Below are 25,455 nucleotides of genomic sequence, written 5' to 3' on the forward strand. Positions count from 1 at the left end.
TACAGTACGTACGTACGGTTTGGTAGAGCCTTTCGGAGCGGCCTGTGTGGGATCCTCAGCAATACCTCGCGTTCGACGACCATCGGTCCCGCCCTTTCTTCGACCTGCTGTCCCGGGTGCCGGCGGACGGACCGCGGGTGGTGGTCGACCTGGGCTGCGGGCCGGGCCATCTCACGGAGGTACTCGCCCAGCGCTGGCCCGGCTCGATCGTGCGCGCGCTCGACTCGTCACCGGAGATGGTCGCGGCCGCGCGGGGCCGCGGCATCGACGCGACGCTCGGATCGGTGCAGGCCTGGCAGCCGAGCGCCGAGACCGATGTCGTGGTCTGTAATGCCGTGCTCCAGTGGGTGCCCGGACATCCCGGTCTGCTGGCTCGATGGATGCGTCAGCTCCCCACGGGCGCATTCTTGGCGGTTCAGGTACCCGGGAACTTCGACGCCGCCTCTCATCGGGCGATCCGTCAGGTGGCCGCCCGGGACGAGTGGCGCGACAGTCTCGGCGGAGCGGGCATCCTGGAACCACGGGCGGTGCTCGATCCCGGCGAATACGCCGACCTGCTCAGCGCGGCGGGCGGGGCTGTCGATGCGTGGGAGACGACTTATCTGCAGCGTTTGAACGGTGACGATCCGGTCCTCGAGTGGGTCACCGGCACGGCGCTGCGACCTGTGCGCGGCGTCCTCGACGACGGCCGGTGGCAGGAATTCACCGCGCAACTCGCCCCGTTGCTGCGCAGCGCCTACCCCCGGCGGGCCGATGGTACGACCTGGCTGCCGTTCCGGCGCGTCTTCGCCGTCGCCCGGAAGCGGTAGCGCCGGGGTCGGCGTCAGCGGACAAGGCTCGGACAATCGAATGTCCGCGCATCGCGTTCGGCCGGATCGCCGCGGTGACCCGGCGCGCGGCGACGGCGGTGCCCGCATTCCGTGCGCGGCTTGTCACCTGGCCTGCTCGTGTGCCGTGGACAGCAGCCGGTCGACGCGGCTGCGCAGTTCACCGGTCACGGCGGGCACGCCGATCGACGGGAGTTCGGCAGCCACGTTGGCCGCGAGAATCCGCAGCTTGGTGTTTGTTTCCTGGGATCGGACGCGCAGGATGGCGAACGCTTGTTCGGCGTCGAGGCCGTAGACGAGCATCACCGCGCCTTTGGCTTGTTCGATCACCGCCCGCGCGGCTACCGGATCGAGGTCACCGGCCGCTATGCCGTCAGCGTCGTAGCTCACATGTACGCACTACCCGTCCATGGCGGTCCGACACGGGCTGACGGAGGGGAACGAGGACGCGGGGGATGTCCTCGGCTCCGCGGAAGGGTTGACGCGAGCGACGCGGATCGCGATACTTCGAACGTCATAGCGATTGCGTATAACTTGTCCTGCGGAAACCCGACGGAGACAGATCAATGATGATCCATACGGCAGTCGAAACATTTATTCTGGCTCAGGTGGACGACCCGGTCCCCGAGGCCCCCCCGAACTCGGAGAAAATTCTCCAGCTGTTCCGGTATTTCACATGGTTCGTGATTCTGTCCGGCGTCACCGGAATCACTTATGCCGGCGGCAGATTCGCATGGGAGAAGTGGAACGGTGGTCCACTGGCGTCGGCGAAGATGGTCGCCGGCGGTATGCTCGGCGGAGTCATCGCCACCAGTGCGGGGACGATAATGAATGCGCTGATCGGCTGAGGCGCAGGGCCGCACGGCATTTACCCGCCGTGCGCCCCTCCGCCATCAGTCGTCGACCTCCAGTTCGACCAGTTGTCCTGGCGTGAATGATTTCTCGCGCCGGTTGGTTTCCACACCGAAAACGGCGACCACGAGGTCGCCGCCCGGCTGGACCACTCCCGCCTGCGTCAGGGTGCCGTATCCGACAACGGATTCGCCGACATGATCGGCGAGCTCCGCGGCGGGAACACGAATTGTCCTGCTCATGAGGCACCTCTATCGGGTCGAAGTGTCACGGGTTGCGGTGTCACTGTTCGCAGGACTCGATCCTAATCCGCGGCGACAGGCGCAGAACCCCCCGGTTGCCGCCGAATCGCACCGCGGTGCTCGATCCGCCACAAACTCCGCCGTCGAGACGGAATTCCGTGTGTCATAACGATTTATCCGCGCGACTTGACCGGTTCGTGACCAGCGTGAGCGCGCCGGCGACCTTCGCCTGGAAGTGCGGGCACTCGCGGAAGTCCCCGGCCGTGCAGTCGAGAGCATGCGAGATGGTCTCCAGCGCCGCGCTCGCCCGAGCGATCTTATGCACGAGCTTCTCTCGGTGCGCACGCAGCAGATCCCGGCGCGCGGCGCGGTCGGACGCCGCGGCGAACAGCGCGACGAGTTCGTCCAGCGCCAGACCCGCCTGCTTGCCGAGCAAAATCATCGCCACGGTCTCCGCGTCGTCGTCGTCATACCGGCGCCGGCCCGCGCCGTCGCGCCGCGGCGCGAGCAATCCGACGTCCTCCCAATGCCGCAGCACATGGGTGGCCAGGCCGAAACGCGCCGCGAGTTCCCCGATCGAGATGTCGCCGCCCGCCATACCCGCACTCTAGGTGGCGCGAGCGGTGAGCCGCGCGTACAGCCCGATCGGGTGACGTCGTGGACGCACCGTCTCCCGCCGGACCGTCGCGGCGTCGAAGCAGCGTCGTAACGCGCTGAGCGCGGCCGTGGAGCGCACGAATCGGAAGTCGTAGATCGCCACGGCGCCGCCGGGCCGCAGCACCCGCGCCAGGTCCGCGACCGCGTGGCCGACCTCCGGCCACTCGTGCATGCTCAAACTCGAGACGACCAGGTCGAAGCTGTCGTCGGGATACGGCAGCGCGGCCACGTCGCCGACCGACAACTCGGCCGCACCGCCGGAAAGCGTCGCCTCGGCGAGGTCGATCATGTGCGGGGACAGGTCCACGCCGTGTAGCCGCAGATCCGGCCGCCGAGAAGCCAACTGCGCCAGCATTTTTCCCGGGCCTGTCCCCACGTCCAGCACCCACGCGCCGGGTTGCGCTGCCGCGTCGATGTCGGCGGCGATCCGGCGGTAGAGACCCCCGAGCAGGCGAGATGCCCGCTGGTCGTATTCCCGGCTCTGCTTTTCCCCGAATGTTGTCATGGTCTACCTCTCCTCGTGGTGCGCTCAGCTTGCGAGTTGAGGTCGACCTGAAGTCAAGCGAACTCGGATGCGGGTCCGGACGCTACGGCAGTGCCGGATACTTCTGCGTGAGCCATTGCTGGAAGGTCGGACCGGCGAGGATGGCCCCCGGCCCGGGCAGGAGGGCGCCATCGGCCTGCAGTGCGTGATTCGGGTCGTCCCGGTCGACGATCTCCTCCACCCGACCCAGTTCGCCCCGCCGAGCGGCCACCTCGGCCGTGGCTGCGGCGAGATAGAGCTCTTCCGGTCCGGCGATTTCGACCGATTCGGGGGCGTTCTCGGCGACGGCCAGATGCGCCAATTGCTCCGCGACCGTGCGTGCGGCCACGAGCTGGGTCCGATACTTCGGGACGTAGGCGGTGTCGCCGCGCGTGGTCCAGTCGAGCATCATCTCGGTGAATTCGTGGAATTGGGCCGCGCGCAGTATCCGCACCGGCACCGGGCCCTCCCGGTAGGCGTGCTCCTGAGCGAGTTTCCCGGCGTAGTGCCCCGCGGTGAACCGATCGATCCCGATGATCGAGACCAGGGCGATCCGTTGTACACCGGCTGCGGCCGAGGCGCGCTGGATATTCCGGGCGACGATGCGGAAGAAGGCGGTCACCCCCTCGGTTTCGGTGGTTGCCGCGTTGATCGCGTCCACCACCACGTCCACCCCGGCCAAGGCGTCCGCCAAACCGGCTCCGGTGTGGACGTCGACCCCCGCCGATCGGCTGATAACCACGACTTCGTGGCCGTGGCTCCGCAGCACGTCGGTCACCTCTCGGCCGATCCGCCCGCTCGCGCCGACAACCGCTACTCGCATCGCACTCTCCTTCGACTCACTGTTCGGTGAGTGGACGAAGCGGCGGCGGAGAGTGTGACACAACGGAGGCGGTCATGACAGTGCCGCCGCAACGGTCGATCCACATGCGGCGGCGACTGCTGTGCTGTTCCTCCCAACGTCGGTTCGCGCGATACTCGGCGGAATGCCCCGCCCACCGCCGAGTATCGGGATCGGAAAACTTTCCGACTCGGAAGTGCGACCGGCCTCTACGCGGTGCGGCCGCACGGCAGGTGCATCAGATGCACCAAACGGCGCTGCCGAGCGGAATGCAGAGTACGACCGAGCCCCACACTGGCGTCGCGACGTCCGACGGCGTCGTTTCGGCGGAGGCGGCGGGAGCCGCGATGACGCCCAAAGAGGCGACCATTGCGGTCGCGGCCAGCATCTTCGTGATTTTGGTGGACATTGCGCATCCTTTGACTCGAGTAAAAACTTATCTCTGACTCACGGATTTCATGCTTCACCTATAGGGCGGTGAACACCAGGCAAAGAAATGTCAAGCTCTACGCCGTTGCGTAACGGGGAGATCACCGAGGGTGCTTTTTTCGGGGTGGGTGCTTCAGTTTCGAGAGAGAAACAAACCGCAAGACTCTTTCGTCCCTACACCTTGCCCGAATTGTGCCCTTCGTCAAGCAATCGGAAATCCTCGGCCGCCGGGATTGAACTTTGACCGGCAACGGCGCTGCGTCGCCGTATACGACGCGACGCCGCCACTGGGACGCTACCGTCGAATCGACTGGCGCCACGAAGGCGCGGCGGTCGGTAACGGGGATCGTTATGCTGGTGAAGCGATCGCGCATCCGAGCGGCAAAGGTTGTCGACCGGCGCTTGACGGCTGCCCGGGATGTGCAGCATACACTTCCCACCGGCGGTGAGACTTGCCCGAATTCGGGCAGTGCCGCGACCCTAAACTGAGGCAATGGTGCAGCCAACGCCGTGGCAGTCGGACGAAGCTCGAGACGGCCGATCCGCCCAGCAGAACACGGCGAAGAGCGGCGCCGTCCCGGCGAAGGCGATTCTGCTCGCGTTGCGCGGCCATTGGGGCTATGTATGGGCCGCCGTCGGCAGCCTGGTGACATTGGTGTTGCTGTTCCAGCCATGGCTTACCGCGGCGGGCGCCGATGGGAAGGTCAGCACCAACGCGTTCGGCCGGATGGAGATCACCACGCGATTCCTCAACATCTGGTCGCGATCGGCCCCGCCCGGAGCGCGGGTCACCGGATTCTGGGCACTGCTCGCCAGTGCCGCGATCATCGTCGTCGTCTTCTCGGTCGTGGTGAACCTGCGTCTTCGCATCGAGGCGCTCAATCGGCTGACCACGCTGGCCACGTTGGCGGTCGCGGTGTTCGTGGTGATCACCGTGCTCTACATCAACAGCAAGGGCCCCGAGCTGAAGGCGATGGTCGGACGCAGGTCGGATCTCGGCGGACAGATCGGGTCGTTGATGAACTGGGCGTTCGGCAACGGCAGACTCGTCGTGCCCGGCATCGGCCAGGTCGCGTACACCTCCGCGACGCTCACGCCTTGGTCGTTGCTGGCCGGCGTGACATCGCTGGGCTCGGCGGTCGCCGCCCTCACCCAGTGGATCCGCAACCGATCCAGCGGGCTCTTCCGCTTACCGGGGGGCGTCCGCATCGTGACGTCGAAGCGGCCCGCCGAACCGGAAGACGAGGACTGACCGTCTCCGGTCGGCGATGCTCCGAGGGCCCGGAGTGGACCCGCCGGAATCACTGTGTGAGTACGCAGTCCAAGGCGGCGAGCAGTACACGCTCGGTGATGTCGAACTCGATTGGTCGCTGCCTCGCGGTTACGGCATTCGCGCGCTGCACCGCACCGAAGCCGTCACCGACGATTTGCTCGTGTGCGTCCCGCTGCCGGGGCGTGGCCGGACGGCTGGCGCCGTCCGGCGTGCGGCCGAGCCGTCTCGCGAACCTCTTGCGCAGGACAGGGCTGATCGGGTACCCCGGATACAGGAGGTACTCGATGCCGTCCGCACACCGGTCCCCGCCGCGGGCAGAAGAGGTCATGGTGCCGTCGGAATACGCCCGGCTGGCCGGGGTGCTGGCTGTGCCACCGGACCGCACCGCGCTGATCGCCTTCGCGCATGGCAGCGGTAGCGGCAGGCGCAGCCCGCGAAACCGGTTCGTGGCCGAGGTCCTCAACCGGGCGGGGTTCGCGACGATGCTCGTCGACCTGCTGACCGCCGAGGAGGAAGGCGACCGCGCTCGCGTGTTCGACATTCCCCTGCTCGCTCATCGCCTCGTCGAGGTGACCCATTGGCTGCGGACGCGGCCGGAACTCGACGGCCTGCCGACCGGATACTTCGGGGCGAGCACCGGCGCGGGCGCCGCGCTGTGGGCGGCGACCGAACCCGCCACCGAGATCGCGGCGGTTGTCTCCCGGGGTGGGCGGCCGGATCTGGCGGGTCCGCGATTGGGCTCGGTGCGGGCGCCGACGCTGCTCATCGTGGGTGGCAACGACCGGCGAGTGCTGGAGGTCAACCGGGAGGCCCAGCTACGGATGCCGTGCCCGAGCGAGCTGGACATCGTTCCGGGGGCGACACATCTGTTCGAGGAACCCGGTGCGCTCGAACAAGTCGCCGACCTGGCGGTCCAATGGTTCCACCGCCATCTCACCGTCGTGCTGCACTGAACACCACCGGCAGATCGCCGGCCCGAGGCGAGACCAGGGTGCCGAAGCCGCGGCTGATGTCTTGGATCTTCTCGCACAGCCAGCGGGATTCGCTGCGCGGCGCCCATTCCAGCCGCATATGCCGCACGCGCAGCGGAATCAGCCGGACCTCCGCCGAGCCGGGATCGAGCGAGACCAGATACAGCGGATGCAGGTCGGTGTGGTATCGCTCGTGGCCGCGGATGCCTTCGTAGTCGTCGATGACGTCGCCGCATCCGTACAGGATCGGCTTGCCGCGGTAGATCTCGATCGGACGCGGATGATGCGCGGAGTGCCCGTGCACCACGTCGACGCCTGCGTCGATCAATCGGTGGGCGAAGCGCGTCTCGGTTCGCGCGACTTCGTAGCCCCAGTTCGGGCCCCAGTGCACGGAAACGATGCCGATATCGTTGTCGCGTTTGTGCGCGGCCACCTCCGCCGCGACGTCCTCGGCCGCGGCTGCGTCGGGGGAGTAACCCACTCGCCATAGCCCCGGCCGGTTGCGCCGGGCCGACCAGGATTCCGGTACTCCGCTCGAGCCCGCGGCGACCGAGACGATCACCACGCGGCGCCCGTCGGCGAGTTTCACCGTGGCGGGGGCACGGGCGCCCGCCAGATCGGCCCCTGCGCCGGCGCGGTCGATGTGCGCGGCGTCGAGCGCCGCCAGCGTGTCCGCCATTCCGGCGATTCCGAAATCGAGGACGTGATTGTTGGCCAGCGCGCAGACGACCGGTGCTATCGCGGTCAAGGCGGGCAGATTGTCCGGATGCATCCGGTAATGGATGCCTTTCGCGGGAGCGAACACGCCACCGGCGGTGATCGAAGTCTCCAGATTGAGCAAGCGCACCTCGGGAGCGATCTGGGCCAGAATCGGCAGGACATCACCCCACAGGTGCCGGTAACCGACCGGATGGGTGAATTCGCCGTAGGCGCGTTCGGCCAACTCGACGTAGGTGCGCGCGTCGTTGACGTACCGTTCGCGCAGCCTCGGATCGCCGGGATGCGGCAGAATCTGGTCCACACCCCGCCCCAGCATGACGTCGCCGCCCAGCAGCACCGTCGCCATACCACCATTGTCGACCATCGCGGCGCCGATGTGAACGCGCTGTTCGTCGAATTCTACGGAGTGTCGGCGCTGGGCCGGTGGGTCCGCGACGTCCCGTGTGAGCGCGTCCGCCTCATCTGCTGGACATCGAAAGCAGCTGTTGCGGGTCGTCGGCGTAGACGGTGGCGATGATGTTCGCCCGGGCGGCCAGATCTTTGGCGAGGTCGCGGATCTCGTCCGACGCGGCCGGGTCGGCGTCGATCCCGGCCAGCAGATCGCGGGTGTGGATGGCTGTTGTCTGCGCACAGCGCCGCAGGCGGGCTTTCGCCACCGTATCGAGCGCGGCGGGACTGAGGTAGCGCTGAATGTGCTCGCCGCGATCGGTGATCCGGTTGACGATCGATTCGGTCGCCGCGTCGGTGAGCCATCGTTCGGCGTCGGCCGTGATCTCGAAGACGAGATCGTGGTCTCGGATGTCGGTGGGATTCGCGGACGTGGTCAGCAGGGCCATGCTGGCTCGACCGATCGCCAGGAAGCCGCTCATCGCGTGGGCGAGTAGGACATTCGGGTTTGCTGTGGGCAACTGGTGTAGCCGTTGCCCGACGACGGTGACCCAGCAGGCGAGGTGTTCGGCTCCGGTATCGATCGACGTCACTGTCGGCATAGCGCGACCATACGCCGTTATCCGGGTGAGACATACGAAGAAACGCTGGAAGTTCGCCAGAAGTCGTCGTGCGGTCGGTCCTCCGCGGCGGTGATCCGACTGGGCACCACCTCCGGGACAGCGGAGCGAGCGTCTGGATCGTCCTGTTCGTTCGGTACTCGGGCAGCGGTCCAGCGGGTTCCCCGGTGTGGCAGCTCGTGACGGGTGTCGCGTACCGGCCGCGATATCGCGTCAGGGCTGCCGCAGAGACAGCGTTAACTGCGATGGTGCCCGCATCCTCCTGCTGAAATGGCTGCCGTGGCGCCGAAAACACGGTCGGTCCTACCCCGGAAGGTAGGTGGCGATGCGGTAGATCTTGTCGGCTATATCGACGTCGGCCCGGATCGGCACTCGCGGCTCCTCCGCGGACCCGGTGGGCCCCCGGCACGGCGGCCGGGAGGTCGCGTTGTGCGCCCCTCGTCCCTCGGAGGGTGGGGACTGGGGCGATGGGGAAGCCAGCTGCTAGCTGCTGACCCGAGGTGTGGCCGGAGAGTCGCGCCCCGACCGAAGGTTGGGCGTTTCACTCCGCTGACAGCGCATTTCCCGCTACTCGAGACTCATCCTATGTTTTTAAACAGGATAGTAGTACTCTAAATTATCTACCTGCAGTTTCACTATGTGAGATTCGGTCGCCGTCCGATCGACACGCCGAATCTATCCAGCGAGGGAGTGTCGCGTGCTGGAAATCGATCATTTCAGCCACGGGTGGCTCACACCCATCGTCGCCTACATCATGTCGTTCACCGGTTCATTGCTAGGACTGCGGTGCATGGCCAGATCTCATACCGGCTCCGCGCGCGACGGGTGGTTGCTGGCCGCGGCTGTCGCGATCGGTGGCACCGGTATCTGGGTCATGCACTTCATCGCGATGCTCGGTTTCGCCATCGAAGGCGCATCGATCCGCTACGACGTTCCGGTCACCCTGATCAGCGCGCTGATCGCGATCGCGGTGGTGTGGATCGGGTTGCGGATCGCCCACCAGCGGGCACTGGGGCCGGTAGGGCTGTTCGCCGGGGGCGGTGTCACCGGTCTGGGCGTCGGCGCCATGCACTACGCGGGCATGTACGCCATGAAATCCGATGCGTCGATCAGCTACGACGGACGAATCGTCGCGTTGTCCATGGTGATCGCCGTGGTGGCGGCGACCGCCGCGTTGTGGTTCACGCTGCATGTCCGCGGCACGCTCGTCACCGTCGGCGCGGCAATGGTCATGGGTGTCGCGGTCTCGGGCATGCACTACACGGGCATGTTCGCGATGCGTGTGCACGAAGCCCAGCACATGCACGCGCCCTCCGGCGCAGGCGCGACGCAGTTGCTGACCCCGCTGATCGTGAGCATCAGCCTGGTGACCGTCATGCTCTTGCTCCATCTCGGCGTCACGGAGGTCGAGGACGAGAACACCTACGTTCCGCAGGGCCGCCATGCCGCCAGCTATTGGCCCACTCGTGACTGAAGCGGCCACGCGGCGTCCGGCTGTCGATGGGATCAGGCCCGTATCCGGATGACCTGCTGCTCCTGGGGGCGGCGACGTTTTCGCCGCCGGATGCCGGGTACGCGCGCCAAGAGCCGGTTCGCGAGGTGACCGGCCGCTCCAGCCGAACCAGGAGGTGGCGATGCGCATCGGGTACAAACTGGCGGCCGAGGCGTTCGGTCCGAACGAGCTGGTCCGCCAGGCGATTCGAGCGGAGGAGGCCGGTTTCGACTTCGTCGAGATCAGCGATCACTTCCATCCTTGGCTGGACAACCAGGGCCATTCGCCGTTCGCCTGGACTGTGCTCGGAGCCATCGCGGCGAAGACCGAGCGGATCGCCCTCGCGACCGGGGTGACCTGCCCCATCCTGCGCTACCATCCCGCGATCATCGCGCAGGCGGCGGCGACGCTGGCGATCTTGTCCGACAACCGTTTCACCCTCGGTGTCGGTTCGGGCGAGCGTCTCAACGAGCACGTCGTCGGCCGCGAATTCCCACCCGTGCGCATCCGGCACCGGATGCTCCGTGAAGCGCTCGAGATCATCCGCTTGCTCTGGAGCGGCGGCTACCACTCCTATGACGGGCAGTTCCTGACCGTCTCCGAGGCTCGCGTTTTCGATCTGCCCGAGACGCTTCCGCCGATCGCCGTCGCCGCGGGTGGGCCGGAAGCCGCGCGCATCGCCGCCGAACTCGGCGACGGCCTGTTCGCCACCGAACCGAAATCGGAGATCGTCGAGCACTACCGCGCGGCGGGCGGCGCAGGCCCGCGCTACGCGGAGGTCGGGATGGCGTGGGCTCCGGACGAGGAGACGGCTGCGAAGGCCGTGCTGGATACGACTCGCTGGGCTGTCACGGGTTGGAAGGTGATGAGCGAGCTGCCGAATCCGGTCAATTTCGCCGCGGCGACCACCACCGTCCGCCTGGAGGACATTCTCGACAATTTCGCCTGCGGTCCGGACCCGGCCCGCTACCTCGACGCGGCCAAGCAGTACACCGACGCGGGTTTCGATCATCTCGTGATGCAGAACGCGGGCCCGGATCCGGATGGTTTCCTGGACTTCTACCGGCGTGAACTCGACGAGCCGCTGCGCGCTCTCACGCCGCGCGCATAAGTGGGGACGACCTGCGCCGGACGGCCTTTCGCGTGCGTGCCGAGGCAACCGCTGACTGCCGAGGCGGTGCCAACCCCACGGCGAGGAGCTTGCCCAGCGTGCCGCCGTTCGTGATCCCCGCCATCGAAGGCCGGACCGACCACGCAGGCGTGCTCGAGCAATCCATGGCCTGGGGGCTCGATGCTCCCCTCGGTCTCGAGTTTCATGCTCGCCGCCCGCGCCCGGGGGATCGGGACCGTCTGGACCACCGCTCAGGCGACACTCGAGCGAGAACTCGCCGCGCTCGGCGTGCCCTACGAGAAAGTCGTGCCGACGGCGTTCATCCCGCTGGGTTTCACCCTCGGCACCGGCTTCCGGCCCGCGAAACGCATCGATCGAGCCGAGGTCCTGCAACTGGGGCACGTGGTGACCACTGCTGGGCAGGTCAGGCGGCCGCCGCGCGGATCGTGGTGAACAGCCGCAGGCAGCGTGCGGTCATCTCCTCGGGCGTCCGGCCGGGATGGTCGCTCCACCAGGAGATGGTGGTGGACACGATGCTGAACCACAGCGCCAGCAACAAAGAGTGATCGTCCTCGTCGGAGATGCCGGCATCGGCCAGCACCTGCGACACGCCCGCGGAACCCATGCCGTTGAGGGCATCCTGATACTCCCGGGCCACCGAGTGGGCCGCGCTCGGTCGTGGCAGTGTGGCGTCGTAGATGATCTTCCAGTTCTGTGTGCGCCCGTCCAGTGCGTGGAAGATGCCGGTCAGTGTCGCGAGCGCTCGATCGTGCGCGCCCTGCGCGACCTGAGCGGCCGCGACCGCATCGATCAGGCTCTTCCCGGCGCGGTGCACGCAGGCCGCGTGCAGGCCGTCGCGGGAGCCGAAGTAGGCGTACACGAGAGGCTTGGAAACGCCTGCGGCCGAAGCGATATCGATAATCGAAGCCTTGGCGTAGCCGCGCTCACCGAACTCGGTGGTGGCGATGTCGAGGATCTGTTCCTCCCGCCGCTCCCGTGGCACGCCCTTGGTGCCGGGCCTGCTCACCGAGCCTCCCGTGCGGGCGGTTGGACGATCGGGTCGAGCAGCACCCCGGGATTGAGGATTCCGGCGGGATCGAGCGCCGATTTGGCCGCACGCAGCGCCGTGGCGAATGGTTCGGGTCGCTGCCGGTCGTACCAGGGGCGGTGGTCGCGCCCGACGGCATGGTGGTGCGTGATGGTCGCGCCGTTGCCGTGCAGCGCTTCGGATACGGCGGTCTTGATCTCGTCCCACTGCTCGACGGTCCGTCCCCAGCGGCCCGCGGCGTAGATGCCGAAGTAGGGCGCGGGTCCGTCCGGATAGACATGGGTGAACCGGCAGGTCAGCACGCCGGTGACACCGGCGGATCGGAACGCGTCCGTGGTCGCCGCTTGCACAGCCGCGCGCAACGCCTCGAAACGATCCCAGGTGCACGCGGTTTCGAAGGTTTCCACGATCATGGACTGGGCCGCGAGCGCATCCCGTTGATACGGCATACGCAGGAACGACGAGCGCCACGTATCGGCCGCGCCGGCCCGCGCTGGGTCATCCGCCGAGTCGGTGGTGCGAATGCCGTCCGGGATCGTGCCGCCGTGCTCGCGGCAGATCTGCACCGCCCGGCGCATCGGCTCGTCCACGGGATGGTCCGCGGACTCGAATCCGAGGACCAGCACACCGCCGGGCGCGCTGGCGCCCGCGTTGAGGAAAGCCTCCACCGGATCGAGCAGCCGGCAGTTCGCCGGGAACAAGGCCGACTGGGCGATGGCGCGGGTGGCCGCCACGGCCCTGTCGTAGTCGTCGAACAGCACCGATGCACCGGTCCGCCAGCGTGGACGGTCCTGTAAGCGCATCCACGCCTCGGTGATGACGCCGAGTATTCCTTCCGAGCCGAGGAACATCCGATCCGGCGATGGCCCCGCGCCCGACGCGGGTAGCCTGCGGGATTCGCTGATCCCGGCGGGAGTGACCACCCGTAGTGATTCGACCATGTCGTCGATGTGGGTGTAGACGGTCGCGTAGTGCCCGCCCGCGCGGGTGGCCAGCCAGCCACCGAGCGTCGAGAACTCGAACGATTGCGGAAAATGCCGCAACGTCAAGCCCTCCGGCCGCAACGCCGCTTCCAGGGCCGGGCCGAGGATGCCCGCTTGGATCCGCGCCGCCCGGCTGGTGCGGTCGAGTTCGGCGATCCGGTCCAGGCGGCCGGTGTCCAGTGACACGGCTCCGGCATAGGCGTCGGCGCACCGGGGTTCGACCCCACCCACCACCGACGTTCCACCGCCGAAAGGCACCACGGCGATCTCCGCGCTCGCGCACCAGTCCAGGATGTCGACCACGTCCTGCTCGGTATGCGGCCGCAGCACCTGATCCGGGACATGGTCGAGACGCCCGAGCAGCGCGCGCACCACGTCACGGAACGCCTGCCCGTGGCCGTGCGCGACGCGATCACCGAGATCGTCGGAGGCCAATCGGGCCAGCGAACCGGGCACCTGGACGCGGGGCGCGGGCACTGGCAACGACGTCAGGTCCGGCGCCTCGTGCACCGTCAACTCGGCGTCGGGAAGCAGGGCCGCTACGCGCTTCGTCAGTGCCTCGCGCTCGGAGCCGGTCACCGCGTCTTCCCGGTTGCCCCATCCCCACCAGGACCTTGTCGCCATTGCACGACTCCATTCGAACGACTGAATTGACTTGTAGGTAAATTACCTCACAGTCAATCTACGGGCTCCCGCGTTCGGAGGGGCGCTGTCAGCGCGCTCAGGGGTCGAGTGGGTTGTTCCGGGTGACGATCAATGGATCGGCGGGAGTGAAGGGCAGGTCGGGGAGTTCGTCGAGGGCGACGCCGAAGGTCGCGGCGAGCACTTTCCGGGAGTAGGCGCTCATCGAGGCGCGGTAGCCGATGTCCGCGGGTGTGGGCTGATCGAAGAAGATCAGCAGGTGGATCTCCGGTGCGTCGACGACTTCGATGTGGTGTGGATAGGCGCGGGGGACGAAATATACCGAGCCTTCGCCGATGGTGTAGGTGTCCAGGGCGCCATCCGGATCCATGATCGTCATCCGGGCGGAGCCCCGGTGGACGTAACCCATCTCCGCGGTCACCGGATGCCAGTGCGGCTCGCGCATCCCGTCCTCCCGCACCCGCAGCGAGTACATCGAGATGTCGCGCAGTGCGGGCCAGTACTGCGCGCGCGCCGTGCGCGCGGAACCGACCGGCGAGTCCACCGGTGCGGGCATCGCCTCGATCGCGAAGTGGTGCGGGTCGCCGAAGTGGGCGGTGAACGGGATGTCGGGATCGCCGTCGCGGGGCACGAGCAGCTTGGCGGTGGTGTCGCGCCGGATTCGCGCGAAGTCCTTGGCGGGCAGGTCGTAGGTGTTGCCGAGCACCGCATCGGTCATCGCGCCCAGCGCGGCGCTGAATCCGAAGTCCTCGGGGCGTTCGTGGCGGAAGGCCAGGATGAACTCCGCCTCGGTGTCGCCGACGTTCTCCACATGGTGCAGCGCGCCGGAATCGATGTGGAACATCTCGCCCGCGCGCACCAGGAATGAGGAGAATCTTCCGCCGTCGTCCAGGACCGAGACCAGCGCCCGTCCCGCAGTGCAGTAGGTCAGCTCGGTGGCGTTGGCATGCCAGTGCGGCTCGCGGATCGCGCCCGGTGCGAGCGTCAGGCGTTTGATCGACAGCCCGCTGAGGATCGGGAAGCTGTCGGCGGTGAGCCGGATGAGCGAGCCGAGTTCGCTGCGGTGGATTTCCTCGCCCTTCCGCAGAGAGGCGACATGAATCGATGGGCTTGGCACGGTTCCTCCTCGCTCGCGGTCAAAGGATCGTTCTGGGTTCGATCATGCCGACCCGGGTGGGCTACGGCGGTCCGAAACTCGGGGCCGGAAGGCGTCGATCCGCAGAGAGGAGTAGTGATTTTGATCACATTGATCAGTGGCAAGAAATGACTGTTCGTCACATCACACCATGTCGTAGCCCAATCGGAGCCGGGGTACTCCCGTGAACTTTCCCGGCCTCGACGCGCCGATCCGCGCGGCGTTCGCTAAGGTCCGTCTGCACGCTCGGGTCATGGTTCACGCATTTGAGGCACTGCTTCTGGCTCCATCGCCAGGGCGGACGATGATCGACCAGAGAGTGGACCTGCCGCCGCATGACCCCGACACGCCGTTCCGCACGTCGCACCCAGCATTCACGGGCACGCAATCTTCTGTTCCCCCAACTGCTTACGGCCGCGGTAGACGCGGCGTTCGACTCAGTGGCTATCCGGTACAATCCCACCGGCGATCCTGCGGATCAGCATGAGCTCAGCTACCGGGAACTGGACGAGGCGTCCTCGCGATGGGCTCGCTACCTTATCGGGTTCGGGGTGGGGCCGGGGGACTTCGTCGCGGTGGCCATCACCCGCTCGGTCGAGTCGGTACTGGCGGTGTGGGCGGTCTCGAAGACCGGCGCGGCCTACGTGCCCGTCGATCCTTCCTATCCGGCGGATCGAATCGCGCACATCCTCGCGGATACCGGCGCGGTCGTCGGCCTCACCACGTCGGCGCACGGGGGCGCGCTCGCCCCGCTCGGGGTCCGGTGGATCGAGCTCGACTCCGAAACGCACCGGGACAAGGCCGCCGCCGAGCCCGGCCACGCGGTCTGCTACCTGGACCGACTGCGTCCGCTCACCGAACAGCACCTCGCCTACGTGATCTACACCTCCGGCTCGACGGGCAAGCCGAAAGGCGTAGCCGTCACCCATGCCGGTCTCGCGAGCCTGGTGAAGCACGAGATCACCGCCCGGGCGGTGCGGCGGGAGTCGCGCGTCTCGCATCTGTGCACACCGAGCTTCGATTTCTCGGTGATCGAGATGCTGCTCGCCTTCTCGGCGGGCGCGACCTTGGTCATCGCGCCGCCCACGGTGTTCGGCGGCGTCGAACTGGCTGACCTGCTGCGACGCGAGCGGGTCACGCATCTGTGCATCACGCCCGGTGCGCTGGAGTCGATCGAGCCGGCCGGGCTCGACGAACTGCGGGCCATCCTGTGCGGTGGCGAACGGGTAGGTCCCGAACTGGCCGCGCGATGGGCGACCGGCGACCGCTCCTTCTACATCGTCTACGGCCCCACCGAGACCACCATCTTCGCCACGGGCACCGAGGCCCTGTGCGCGGGCGGCGCGACCCATATCGGCACCCCGGTACCCGCGCTCGGCATCCATGTTCTCGACGCTCGGTTGCGGATGGTGCCCACGGGCGTGATCGGGGAGCTGTATCTGTCCGGACCGGCGCTGGCGCAGGGATACCTCGGACGGCCGGGGCCGACGGCGGACAGGTTCGTCGCCAATCCGTTCGCGACGGTGCCGGGCACCCGCATGTACCGCACCGGAGATCTCGTGCGGCGCACCTCGGCAGGACTGCTCGAACACCACGGGCGGGTGGACTTCCAGGTCAAGATCCGGGGGCTGCGGATCGAACTCGGCGAGATCGACAACGCGCTGACCAGCCACCCCGATGTGGACTATGCGACGACGCTCGGCACGACGCTGCCGTCCGGTGGCGCCGCGCTGGTCTCCTATGTACTGCCCCGGATGGCATCCGCCCCGGACGGAAGCGGCCGGGTGGCGCTGGATACCGGGGAACTGGTCGATCGGCTCACGAAAACCCTTCCGGCATACATGATTCCGGCCGCGATCACGGTGCTCGACGACCTGCCGCTGACGCCGGTCGGCAAGCTGGATCGCGCCGCGTTACCGGAACCGGTGCTCACCACCCGGCAGTTCCGGGCGCCCGCCACACCGACCGAGCAGGTGGTCGCAGACATCTTCGGCGCACTGCTGCTGCCGCCGGGCGGCGCGGTCCGGGTGGGCGCGAACGACGACTTCTTCGAGCTCGGCGGCAACTCGCTGAGCGCGACCCAAGCGGCCGCACGACTAAGCAGCGCACTGGGCGTCCGGGTTCCGGTCGCGCTGTTGTTCGAGGCGCCGGTGGTGGCGAAACTGGCCGAACGCCTGGACGAGTCTGATCAGCGCGGTCATTCCGCACCGCGCCCGATGGCGCGACCGGAGCGCGTGCCGCTGTCGTTCGCGCAGCGGCGGATGTGGTTCTTGAACCGCTTCGATCCGGCCGGAGCGAGCAACAACATTCCGCTGGCGGTGCGATTGAGCGGACGGCTGGATGTGGACGCGATGCGGGCGGCGATCCGGGATGTGGTCGAGCGGCACGAGGTACTGCGCACCAGCTATCCGGAGCACGAGGGGACGGGCACCCAGCGGGTGCACGCCCTTTCGGAGCCCGGCGCGGTACCCGAGCTGCAGGTGCTCGACGTCACCGAAGCCGAGGTCCTCGAGCGCACGGTGGCCACGGTGGTGGAGGGTTTCGACGTCACGACGGCCCCGCCGGTCCGTTTGCGTCTGCTGCGCTCGAGCGAGACCGAGCACGTGCTGGTCGGCGTAGTCCAGCACATCGCCGCGGACGGCTCCTCCATGGGCCCGCTGACTGCGGACCTGATGAACGCCTACTCGGCCAGGGCCGCGGGCCGCGCACCGGCCTGGAACCCCCTGCCCTTCCAGTACGCGGACTACACCCTGTGGCAGCGCGACATGCTGGGCGAGGAGAACGATCCGGGCTCGCGGTTCGCGCGTCAACTCGGGTTCTGGCGTGAGCGGCTGGCCGACCTGCCCGAAAGACTGGATCTCCCGGCCGACCGGCCGCGCCCCGCGGTGTTCTCCGGTCGCGGCGCGGTCCACGAATTCAAGATCGACGCGACGGTGCACGCGGCGCTCGACCGGCTGGCGCACCGATCCGACGCGACGCTGTTCATGGTCGCGCACGCCGCGTACGCCGTCCTGCTGGCGCGGTTGTCCGATACTCGCGACATCACTGTGGGCGCACCGGTGGCCGGACGCGGCGAGGCCGCGGTGGACGGCCTGATCGGCATGTTCGTCAACACCCTCGCGCTGCGGACCGAAGTCGATCCCGGGCAGGGTTTCGCCGAGCTGCTCACGCAGGTGCGCCGTCGGGACATCGAAGCGTTCGGGCATGCCGACGTGCCGTTCGAACGCCTGGTGGAACTGCTGGACCCGGTGCGTTCGCGCGCGCACCACCCGCTGTTCCAGACGATGCTGACGTTCCAGAACCTCGCGCCCGCGACGCTGGAGTTGCCCGCGCTGATGGTCTCCGCGCTCGATTTCACCCTGCCGCTGGCGAAGTTCGATCTCGAGCTGACCATGGTGCCGCACGAGGACGAGCGGACACCGCTGGGCATCTCGGCGGCGTTCACGTACTCCACCGACCTGTTCGACGAGGCCACGGTGGCCGGCTTCGCCCGGCGGCTGTGCGCGATCCTGGCGACCGTCGCCGATGCGCCGGATCGCGCGGTGGGGGAGATCGATCTGCTGGACGCCGCGGAGCGCTCCGCGATCCTGGTCCATTGGAACAGCACCCGGCACCCGGTCCCCGCGGGCCTGGCGCTCGACGGGTACCGGCGCGCGGTGGCGCGCCATCCGGACGACGCCGCGGTCGTCTTCCTGGACCAGCAGCTGACCTACCGCGAGTTCGACGAGCGGGTCAACCGGCTCGCCCGGGTGCTCATCGAGCACGGCGTGGGCGCGGAAACGCTGGTGGGACTGGCGATCCGGCGTTCGCTAAACCTGGTGGTCGGCATGTACGCGATTCTCACCGCCGGTGGCGCGTACGTACCGCTGGACCCCGAGCATCCCGCCGAACGGATCGCGCACGTCCTGGACCTCGCCCGGCCCGTCTGCGTGCTCACCACGTCCGCCGACGAAGTGCCGGTGCCCGACCATGTCGCCGTGCTGCACCTGGACGCGCTCGGCGCAGATCGGCGCTCGGGCGCTCCGATCCGCTCCGGCGAACTGCTGCGCAAGGTGCGCCCCGAGCACCCGGCGTATGTGATCTTCACGTCGGGTTCGACCGGACGCCCGAAAGGTGTGGCGGTCTCGCACAAGGCGATCGACAACCAGATCGAGTGGATGCTCGCCCGATACCCCATGGGGCCGGGGGATGTTTACCTGCAGAAGACCGCGACCACCTTCGACGTCTCGTTATGGGGCTATCTGATGCCGCTGCGGTCGGGCGCGAAACTCGTCGTCGCCGAACCCGACGGGCATCGTGACGCGGCCTACCTGGCCTCGGCCATCGCCGCGCACGGCGTCACCGTCACCGACTTCGTGCCCTCGATGTTGACGGCGTTCGCCGCGCAGGCGACGGCCGAGAACCTCGCGACACTGCGGGATCTGTTCGTCATCGGGGAAACTCTGCCACCGGAGACGGTGCGCGCCGTCCGTGCGGTCACCGGCGCACAGGTGCACAACCTGTACGGACCCACCGAAGCCGCGGTGTCGGTCACCTTCTGGCCCGCGGGGACCGGGGACGGGGTGACGGTGCCCATCGGGCAGCCGCAGTGGAACACCCAGGTCTACGTACTGGATTCGCGGCTGCAACCGGTTCCGGCCGGGGTGCCCGGTGAGTTGTATCTGGCCGGAGACCAGCTCGCCCGTGGGTACGTGCGGCAAGCCGCGCTGACCGCCGGTCGTTTCGTCGCCAACCCGTTCGACAGCGGGGCACGGATGTACCGCACCGGTGACCTGGCCTTGTGGCGCGCGCCCTCCGGGTGCGAGCGCCAGCGACTGGAATATCTCGGGCGCACCGATTTCCAGGTGAAGTTCCGCGGCCAGCGCATCGAACTCGGCGAGATCGAGACCGCGCTGCTCGCGCAGCCGGCGGTGAGTCAAGCGGTCGCCGCGGTGGTGCCCTCCGCATCGGGCGATCGGCTGGCGGCCTACGTGGTCCCGCGGCCCGGAGAGGTCGTCGACCGCGCGGAACTCGTGGCCGGGATCTCGGCGGTGCTGCCCGCGTACATGATCCCGTCCGCGCTGGTGGTGCTCGCGGCCCTGCCGCTGAATGCGAGCGGCAAACTCGATCGCACAGCGCTACCCGAGCCGGTGCTCGAGGCCAGGGCGTTCCGGGCTGCTCGCAGCCCCGTCGAACAGGTCGTGGCGCAGGTGTTCGCCGATCTGCTCGGCGCCGAGCGAGTGGGGATCGACGACGACTTCTTCGCCCTCGGCGGCAATTCGCTGCTCGCCACCCGAACCGTCGCGCGGGTGAACGAGGCGCTCGGGTCGCAAATCAGCGTGCGCGACCTGTTCGAGGCGCCCCTGGTGTCCGCGCTCGCCGCGCGGATAGCCACCGGCGGGACCCGCGCCGCGCGGCCGCCGCTGACGCGCTCGCGGCGACCGGACCGCATCCCGCTTTCGCTCGCGCAGCAGCGGATGTGGCTGCTCAACCGCATCGAACCGGACTCGCCCGCCTACCACCTGCCGTTCGCCGTCCGGCTGACCGGCGTCCTCGACCTGCCCGCGCTGCGCCACGCGGTCGCCGACGTGATCGAACGGCACGAGGTGCTGCGCACCCGATACCCGGTCGACGCCGAGGGACAGCCCTACCAGGAGATCCTTCCGGCGGGCGCGGTGCTTCCCGATGGCATCGCGGTCGAGCACGGCGTCGCCGACGTCGCCGACCTGGTGAACGAGCTGATGTCCGCGGGCTTCGACGTGACGACGGCCGCCCCCGTCCGGGCGCGGCTGTTCACCTCGGGCCACGAGCATCTGCTCGTCATCGTGACCCACCACATCGCGGCGGACGGGTCGTCGTTCGCGCCGCTGGCCCGCGACCTGGTGACCGCCTACCTGGCTCGTCGCGGCGGCGGTGCGCCGGAGTGGTCACCGCTGCCGGTGCAGTACGCCGACTTCGCGATTTGGCAGCACGCCGCTATCGGACCGGATGATCATCCCGATTCCCTTGCAGCACAACAGCTGTCGTATTGGCGCGACCAGCTGGCCGGGCTGACCGGACCGCTGGAGCTGCCGATCGATCGACCACGGCCGTCGACCGTCTCCTCGTGCGGCGCGTCGATCGGCCACACGATTCCGGCGCGGGTTCACGAACGGCTGAGCGAGATCGCACGTGACCATAACGCGTCGCTGTTCATGGTGGTGCACGCGGCGCTCGCCGCGCTGATCGGACGCCTGTGCGGCGCCACGGACGTCGTGATCGGCACGCCGGTCGCCGGACGTGGCGAACGTGCGCTGGACGACCTCGTCGGGATGTTCGTCAACACATTGGCGCTGCGCGTCGAGGTCGACGCCGCGGCCACCTTCCGCGACCTCGTCGGCCGGACCAGGGAGGCGGCCCTTTCGGCGTTCGCGAACGGCGACGTGCCGTTCGAGCGGGTGGTGGACGAGGCCGCCCCCGCGCGCACCGGAGCGCACAACCCGCTCTTCCCGGTGCTGCTGTCGTTCCAGAACCTCGACCAGCCCGCCCTCGAGCTGCCGGACCTGATGGTCACCGCTGTCGACAACGGCTCGATCACGGCCAAATTCGATCTGCAAGTGGTCGTCGAGCCCCGGCTCGGCGACGACGGCCGGATGGAAATGGCAGTGGCTTTCACCTACGCCACCGATCTGTTCGACGAATCGACCGTCCGCGCCTTCGCTCGCCGGTTCGAGCGCATCGTGTCCGCGGTCGCGGAAGATCCCTCGGCGCGAGTCTGGGACATCGACGTCCTCGACGACGACGAAAGCTGCCCGGCGGTCACGCGACCGGACGCGGCACGGGACGTGACCGCGCCGACGCTCCCCGAGCTGATCGGCGAGCAGACGCGTCGCAGACCGGAGGCGACTGCCGTCCGGTACGGTGCCGCCACGCTGAGCTTCGGGGCGCTGCAGCGGAACGCGAATCGCATCGCCCGTGCCCTGATCGCGGCCGGGGCGGGGCCGGAATCCGTTGTGGCCGTGGCGGTGCCACGGACGGAGGAACTACCTGCCGCGCTGCTGGGCGTGCTCGCGGCCGGGGCCGCGTACCTGCCGATCGATCTCACCTATCCGGCGCAGCGCCTGGCCTTCGTGCTCACCGACGCGGCGCCGGTGTGTGTGCTGACCACGGCCGCCGAGCAGTCCGCTCTCCCGGACACGGGACTGCCCACCGTTCTCCTCGAACAGACGACAGAGTTCTCCGGCGATCCGCTCACCGACGCCGATCGCATCGCGCCGCTGCTTCCGGACAACCTCGCCTACGTCATCTACACCTCGGGCTCCACCGGCGTGCCGAAGGGCGTCGGCGTGACGCACCGGAATGCGGTGGAATTGTTCACCGAGGCGCAGCCGCTGTTCGAATTCGGCGAGCGCGACGTCTGGACGTTGTTCCACTCCTTCGCTTTCGACTTCTCCGTGTGGGAGCTGTGGTGCCCGCTCGTGACCGGGGGCTCCGTCGTCGTGGTCGACTACGCGACCTCACGGTCACCGGAACTGTTGCGCGAGTTGCTGATTCGCGAGCGGGTGACGGTGCTGAACCAGACGCCGTCGGCGTTCTGCCAACTCGTGGACGCCGACCGGGACGCTGCGGCCGCGCCCGGGGAATTCGCCCTGCGATACGTGATATTCGGTGGTGAGGCGCTGGATCTGCGGCACCTGCGACGCTGGTCCGAGCGTCATCCGGACACGCCACGACTGGTCAACATGTACGGCATCACGGAGACCACGGTGCACGTCTCCTTCCTGGAGGTCGGCGCGGACCTGATGGACAGTCCGCTCAGCCTGATCGGCCGTGCGCTGCCCGGGCTGGATACCCACGTGCTGGACATCCGCCTGCGTCCCGCGCCGTTCGGCACACCCGGTGAGATCTATGTCGCGGGTGGTCAACTGGCCCGCGGCTATTCCGGACGGCCGGGCCTCACTGCGACGCGGTTCGTCGCGAATCCCTTCGGGCCGCCGGGATCTCGGATGTACCGTTCGGGTGACCTCGCGCGCTGGAGCAGGTTCGACGGTGACGCCGGGCTCGCCTATGCCGGTCGCGGCGACCAGCAGGTGCAGCTGCGCGGCTTCCGGATCGAGCTGGGGGAGATCGAAACGGCGCTCGTGCGGTGCGCCGGCGTGCGTCAGGCCGTCGCGCTGGTACGGACCGATGCCGCTCTCGGTGATCAGCTCGTGGGCTATGTGCTGCCGGAGCCGGGGACGTGCCCCGACCCGGCCGAATTGCGCGATCAGATCGCCACACACCTGACCGGTTACATGATTCCCGCCGCGATCGTCGTGGTCGATGCCTTCCCGTTGACGCCCAACGGCAAGCTCGACCGTCGGGCGTTGCCCGCGCCGGCATTCCGCACGCGCGAATTCCGTGCGCCCGCCACTCCTGCCGAGGCGACCGTCGCCGCCGCCTTCGCCGCGGTGCTCGGCACCGAGCGTTTCGGCATGGACGACAATTTCTTCGAACACGGCGGCAACTCCCTGCTCGCCGCCAAGCTGACGCTGCGGCTGTCCTCCGCGCTCGGCACCCGCATCCCGGTGATGCGGGTGTTCACCGCTCCGACACCCGCGGAGCTGGTCGCCGATCTGGCCCGTCGTGCGAGCGGCGCGGTCGAGACCGAGGCGGCCTTCGACATGCTGCTGCCGCTGCGCCCCTCGGGTTCGGCCGCGCCGCTGTTCTGTGTTCACCCGGTTTCGGGGATCTCCTGGTCGTACGCCGGTCTCGCCGCTTACCTCGACCCGGAGCGTCCGCTCTACGGTTTGCAAACGCCCGTGCTGGCAACCGACGAGGTGATGCCGGGTTCGATCGAGGAATGGGCCCACCGCTATGTCGAGCTGATTCGTTCGAAGCAACCGACCGGGCCCTACCATCTGCTCGGCTGGTCCTTCGGTGGCGTCCTCGCGCACGAGATCGCGGTCCAATTGCAACGTCGAGGCGAGCGAGTCGCGTTGCTCGCGGTGATGGACAGTTACCTGGCGGATCCGCCTGGCACGCCGCCCGGCGACGCGGGCCAGGTGCCGGTGGCCGAACTCATCGGCGGTCTGCTCGGTGAGCAAGCCGGCGACCTCGGCAACGTCGCGGAGGTGGACTGGGCCGCGCTGCCCCAGAAGATGACCGAACTCCCGGAACCGTTCGCATCGTTCGGCACCGACCGCGTCACTCGCATCCTCGACGCCGCAGTGCACTCGGTCGCGCTGCGCGGCGCCTACGACGCGCCCGTGTATCGAGGCGACGTCGTCTACTTCACCGCCGCACTCGACGACCCCACCGGCTGCGTCGGCGCGTCGCTCTGGAGTGAGGTCGTCGACGGCCACGTGCACAACCACGCCGTGTCCACCACGCATTGGCGGATGACCACGGCAGCGGGCCTGGCCGAGATAGCCGACGTGCTGACTCGGGCATGGCCTGCTCGCGAGCCGGACGGTGAGCGGCCGGTCAGCCGGTGAACCAGCGCCGCAACCTGGCCTCGGCGGCCGCGGCCTTCTCCCGGGCCAGCTCCGCCGACGGCGGGGAGAACGGCGCCTCCGGTGCGGGCCCGGAGAGGAAATCGGCCTCCACCTTGCCGACCAGCCCGTCGCCGAACTCGATATGGCAGGTGCCCCGTCCGCGGTACCGCTCGGAGGGGACCGCTCCGCGCAACTCGGCCTCGATGCCCGCGGCGACCGTGCGGGCCGCGTCCTCGGCGAACACGCCGGCCCGCGGGACCGGTGCGTCGGCGCAGTCGCCGAGGGCGTAGACGCCCGGATAGGGCGTTCGGAGGGTGTGCGGGTCGACGGCGACCCAGCCGTCGGTTCCGCCGTCGGTGAGTCCCGAGGCCTCGACCACCGCGGGGACCCGGTGCTTCGGGATTCCGATGAACAGGTCGTAGGACAGCTCGCCATCGCGGGTGGTCGCCACATGACGGCTCGGGTCGAGTGCCTGGACCCGCAGCCCCGAGGAGTACTCGATCCCGCGCCGGGCAAGCGCTTCGACGATCGCGGCGGAGGTGTCCGGGGAGACCGGGATCGGTGACTCCATCGGGCTGACGAACCGGATCTCGGTGCGGTCGCGGACCCCACGCCGATCCAGTTGCTCGTGCAGGAGCATCGTGCCTTCGTAGGGCGCGGGCGGGCATTTGAACGGGACGCTCAGCACGGCAACGAGCACCGAACCGCCGTCGAAGCCCGCCAGGCGTTCGCGCAGGCGGCGGGCGCCGTCGATCGAGTAGTACTCATATCCGTCCTCGACGAATCCGGGGGTCGCACCGGGGTCGTAGTCGGCGCCGAGTGCGACGACGAGAACATCCGGGTCGTACACGGCGCGGTCGGTGCGCACGCGGCGGGTGCGCGGATCGATCGCGGTGACCTCCTCCTGCCGGAATTCGACGTGCGGGTGTGCGAAGCGGGTGTACGGCACCCGCACGGCCTCCGGCGGTGTGTCACGGAACAGAATGTCCAATTTGGCGAAGCCGAAGGTGAAGGAATCGTTTCGGTCGATGACGACGACACGGAGGTCGCCGGCCGGCGGACCCGACAGACGGGTGGCCAGCTCCAGCCCTCCGAACCCCGCACCGAGAATGAGTACGGTTCGCATACGTTGATTCTTCACCCGGCGGCACCGGCGAGTCGAGCATCCTCCACCCCTGCCGAGAGGTGCGATGCGGGTCGCCACCGTGCCCGCCAGGCCGGATGCTCACGCCTCGTGGCCGGAGGGCCCTGCGATCGGTGACCTTCGG

20 protein-coding genes and 1 pseudogene are annotated in these 25,455 nt (G+C 68.4%); 8 read left to right on the forward strand and 13 right to left on the reverse strand.

Annotated features, from left to right (window positions below; all coding sequences use genetic code 11):
- Window positions 1-44: 44 nt before the first annotated feature.
- Window positions 45-809, forward strand: coding sequence for a trans-aconitate 2-methyltransferase (locus NNI01S_RS06565; protein WP_063018434.1), 765 nt, complete (start codon window positions 45-47; stop codon window positions 807-809).
- A 123-nt stretch (window positions 810-932) separates the two neighbouring features.
- On the opposite strand, the gene NNI01S_RS06570 is transcribed toward NNI01S_RS06565, so the two are convergent.
- Window positions 933-1,217, reverse strand: coding sequence for an ANTAR domain-containing protein (locus NNI01S_RS06570; protein WP_063018437.1), 285 nt, complete (start codon window positions 1,215-1,217; stop codon window positions 933-935).
- Between the two features lie 179 nt (window positions 1,218-1,396).
- Between NNI01S_RS06570 and NNI01S_RS06575 the strand changes: the two genes are divergently transcribed.
- Window positions 1,397-1,675 carry a hypothetical protein gene (locus tag NNI01S_RS06575; protein WP_063018802.1) on the forward strand — a complete coding sequence of 93 codons (279 nt, stop codon included), beginning with the start codon at window positions 1,397-1,399 and terminating at the stop codon, window positions 1,673-1,675.
- 45 nt (window positions 1,676-1,720) lie between these two features.
- On the opposite strand, the gene NNI01S_RS06580 is transcribed toward NNI01S_RS06575, so the two are convergent.
- The 5 genes from NNI01S_RS06580 to NNI01S_RS34300 form a co-directional block, all read right to left on the reverse strand.
- Window positions 1,721-1,921, reverse strand: a complete 201-nt coding sequence (locus NNI01S_RS06580) for a hypothetical protein (protein ID WP_063018439.1) — start codon at window positions 1,919-1,921, stop codon at window positions 1,721-1,723.
- 163 nt (window positions 1,922-2,084) lie between these two features.
- Window positions 2,085-2,519, reverse strand: coding sequence for a MerR family transcriptional regulator (locus NNI01S_RS06585; protein WP_063018441.1), 435 nt, complete (start codon window positions 2,517-2,519; stop codon window positions 2,085-2,087).
- Window positions 2,520-2,528: 9 nt separating this feature from the next.
- Window positions 2,529-3,083, reverse strand: coding sequence for a class I SAM-dependent methyltransferase (locus NNI01S_RS06590; RefSeq protein WP_063018443.1), 555 nt, complete (start codon window positions 3,081-3,083; stop codon window positions 2,529-2,531).
- Window positions 3,084-3,165: 82 nt separating this feature from the next.
- Window positions 3,166-3,924 carry an SDR family oxidoreductase gene (locus tag NNI01S_RS06595; RefSeq protein WP_063018445.1) on the reverse strand — a complete coding sequence of 253 codons (759 nt, stop codon included), beginning with the start codon at window positions 3,922-3,924 and terminating at the stop codon, window positions 3,166-3,168.
- Window positions 3,925-4,180: 256 nt separating this feature from the next.
- On the reverse strand, window positions 4,181-4,351 hold the full coding sequence (locus NNI01S_RS34300; protein WP_157114614.1) for a hypothetical protein: 171 nt from the start codon (window positions 4,349-4,351) through the stop codon (window positions 4,181-4,183).
- 513 nt (window positions 4,352-4,864) lie between these two features.
- On the opposite strand from NNI01S_RS34300, the gene NNI01S_RS06605 reads away from it, so the two are divergent.
- On the forward strand, window positions 4,865-5,623 hold the full coding sequence (locus NNI01S_RS06605; protein WP_063018448.1) for a hypothetical protein: 759 nt from the start codon (window positions 4,865-4,867) through the stop codon (window positions 5,621-5,623).
- A gap of 49 nt (window positions 5,624-5,672) precedes the next feature.
- Here NNI01S_RS06605 and NNI01S_RS35235 read toward each other — a convergent pair whose 3' ends face one another.
- Entirely contained in the window at window positions 5,673-5,972 is a 300-nt protein-coding gene (locus NNI01S_RS35235) for a hypothetical protein (protein WP_063018449.1), read from the reverse strand.
- Here NNI01S_RS35235 and NNI01S_RS06615 point away from each other — a divergent pair.
- Window positions 5,926-6,597 (forward strand): annotated as a pseudogene (locus NNI01S_RS06615) (dienelactone hydrolase family protein); the annotation flags it as partial. The gene NNI01S_RS35235 and the pseudogene NNI01S_RS06615 sit on opposite strands and share 47 nt — an antisense overlap.
- Here the strand turns inward: NNI01S_RS06615 and NNI01S_RS06620 are convergent.
- Both NNI01S_RS06620 and NNI01S_RS06625 read right to left on the reverse strand, forming a co-directional pair.
- The gene (locus tag NNI01S_RS06620; RefSeq protein WP_063018450.1) at window positions 6,578-7,699 is read right to left on the reverse strand and encodes a CapA family protein; all 1,122 of its coding nucleotides are present in this window, start codon (window positions 7,697-7,699) and stop codon (window positions 6,578-6,580) included. The pseudogene NNI01S_RS06615 and the gene NNI01S_RS06620 sit on opposite strands and share 20 nt — an antisense overlap.
- 94 nt (window positions 7,700-7,793) lie before the next feature.
- Window positions 7,794-8,324 carry a hypothetical protein gene (locus NNI01S_RS06625; protein WP_063018451.1) on the reverse strand — a complete coding sequence of 177 codons (531 nt, stop codon included), beginning with the start codon at window positions 8,322-8,324 and terminating at the stop codon, window positions 7,794-7,796.
- Between the two features lie 715 nt (window positions 8,325-9,039).
- On the opposite strand from NNI01S_RS06625, the gene NNI01S_RS06630 reads away from it, so the two are divergent.
- The 3 genes from NNI01S_RS06630 to NNI01S_RS06640 all read left to right on the forward strand — a co-directional run bounded on the left by NNI01S_RS06630 (window position 9,040) and on the right by NNI01S_RS06640 (window position 11,398).
- On the forward strand, window positions 9,040-9,816 hold the full coding sequence (locus NNI01S_RS06630) for an MHYT domain-containing protein (protein WP_157114616.1): 777 nt from the start codon (window positions 9,040-9,042) through the stop codon (window positions 9,814-9,816).
- A gap of 160 nt (window positions 9,817-9,976) precedes the next feature.
- Window positions 9,977-10,945 (forward strand): TIGR03557 family F420-dependent LLM class oxidoreductase, encoded by a 969-nt coding sequence (locus tag NNI01S_RS06635; protein ID WP_063018452.1) that lies wholly within the window; start codon window positions 9,977-9,979, stop codon window positions 10,943-10,945.
- Between the two features lie 180 nt (window positions 10,946-11,125).
- Window positions 11,126-11,398: a nitroreductase family protein gene (locus tag NNI01S_RS06640; RefSeq protein ID WP_218019162.1), complete on the forward strand. Its 273-nt coding sequence runs from the start codon at window positions 11,126-11,128 to the stop codon at window positions 11,396-11,398.
- On the opposite strand, the gene NNI01S_RS06645 is transcribed toward NNI01S_RS06640, so the two are convergent.
- The 3 genes from NNI01S_RS06645 to NNI01S_RS06655 form a co-directional block, all read right to left on the reverse strand.
- The gene (locus NNI01S_RS06645) at window positions 11,370-11,972 is read right to left on the reverse strand and encodes a TetR/AcrR family transcriptional regulator (protein ID WP_063018454.1); all 603 of its coding nucleotides are present in this window, start codon (window positions 11,970-11,972) and stop codon (window positions 11,370-11,372) included. The two genes, NNI01S_RS06640 and NNI01S_RS06645, sit on opposite strands and share 29 nt — an antisense overlap.
- Complete coding sequence (locus tag NNI01S_RS06650; protein WP_063018456.1) at window positions 11,969-13,600, reverse strand: FAD-binding oxidoreductase; 1,632 nt, start codon at window positions 13,598-13,600, stop codon at window positions 11,969-11,971. Before NNI01S_RS06650 ends, NNI01S_RS06645 begins: the two co-directional genes overlap by 4 nt.
- A 97-nt stretch (window positions 13,601-13,697) precedes the next feature.
- A complete protein-coding gene (locus tag NNI01S_RS06655; protein WP_063018458.1) occupies window positions 13,698-14,735 on the reverse strand; it encodes a cupin domain-containing protein in 1,038 nt (345 codons plus the stop codon).
- Between the two features lie 458 nt (window positions 14,736-15,193).
- On the opposite strand from NNI01S_RS06655, the gene NNI01S_RS06660 reads away from it, so the two are divergent.
- Complete coding sequence (locus NNI01S_RS06660) at window positions 15,194-24,187, forward strand: non-ribosomal peptide synthetase (RefSeq protein ID WP_063018461.1); 8,994 nt, start codon at window positions 15,194-15,196, stop codon at window positions 24,185-24,187.
- Here NNI01S_RS06660 and NNI01S_RS06665 read toward each other — a convergent pair.
- Window positions 24,177-25,313: an NAD(P)/FAD-dependent oxidoreductase gene (locus NNI01S_RS06665; protein WP_063018463.1), complete on the reverse strand. Its 1,137-nt coding sequence runs from the start codon at window positions 25,311-25,313 to the stop codon at window positions 24,177-24,179. The genes NNI01S_RS06660 and NNI01S_RS06665 overlap by 11 nt on opposite strands.
- Window positions 25,314-25,455: the final 142 nt, after the last annotated feature.

This window comes from Nocardia niwae NBRC 108934 = DSM 45340 (assembly GCF_001613465.1).
GTDB lineage: Bacteria > Actinomycetota > Actinomycetes > Mycobacteriales > Mycobacteriaceae > Nocardia > Nocardia niwae.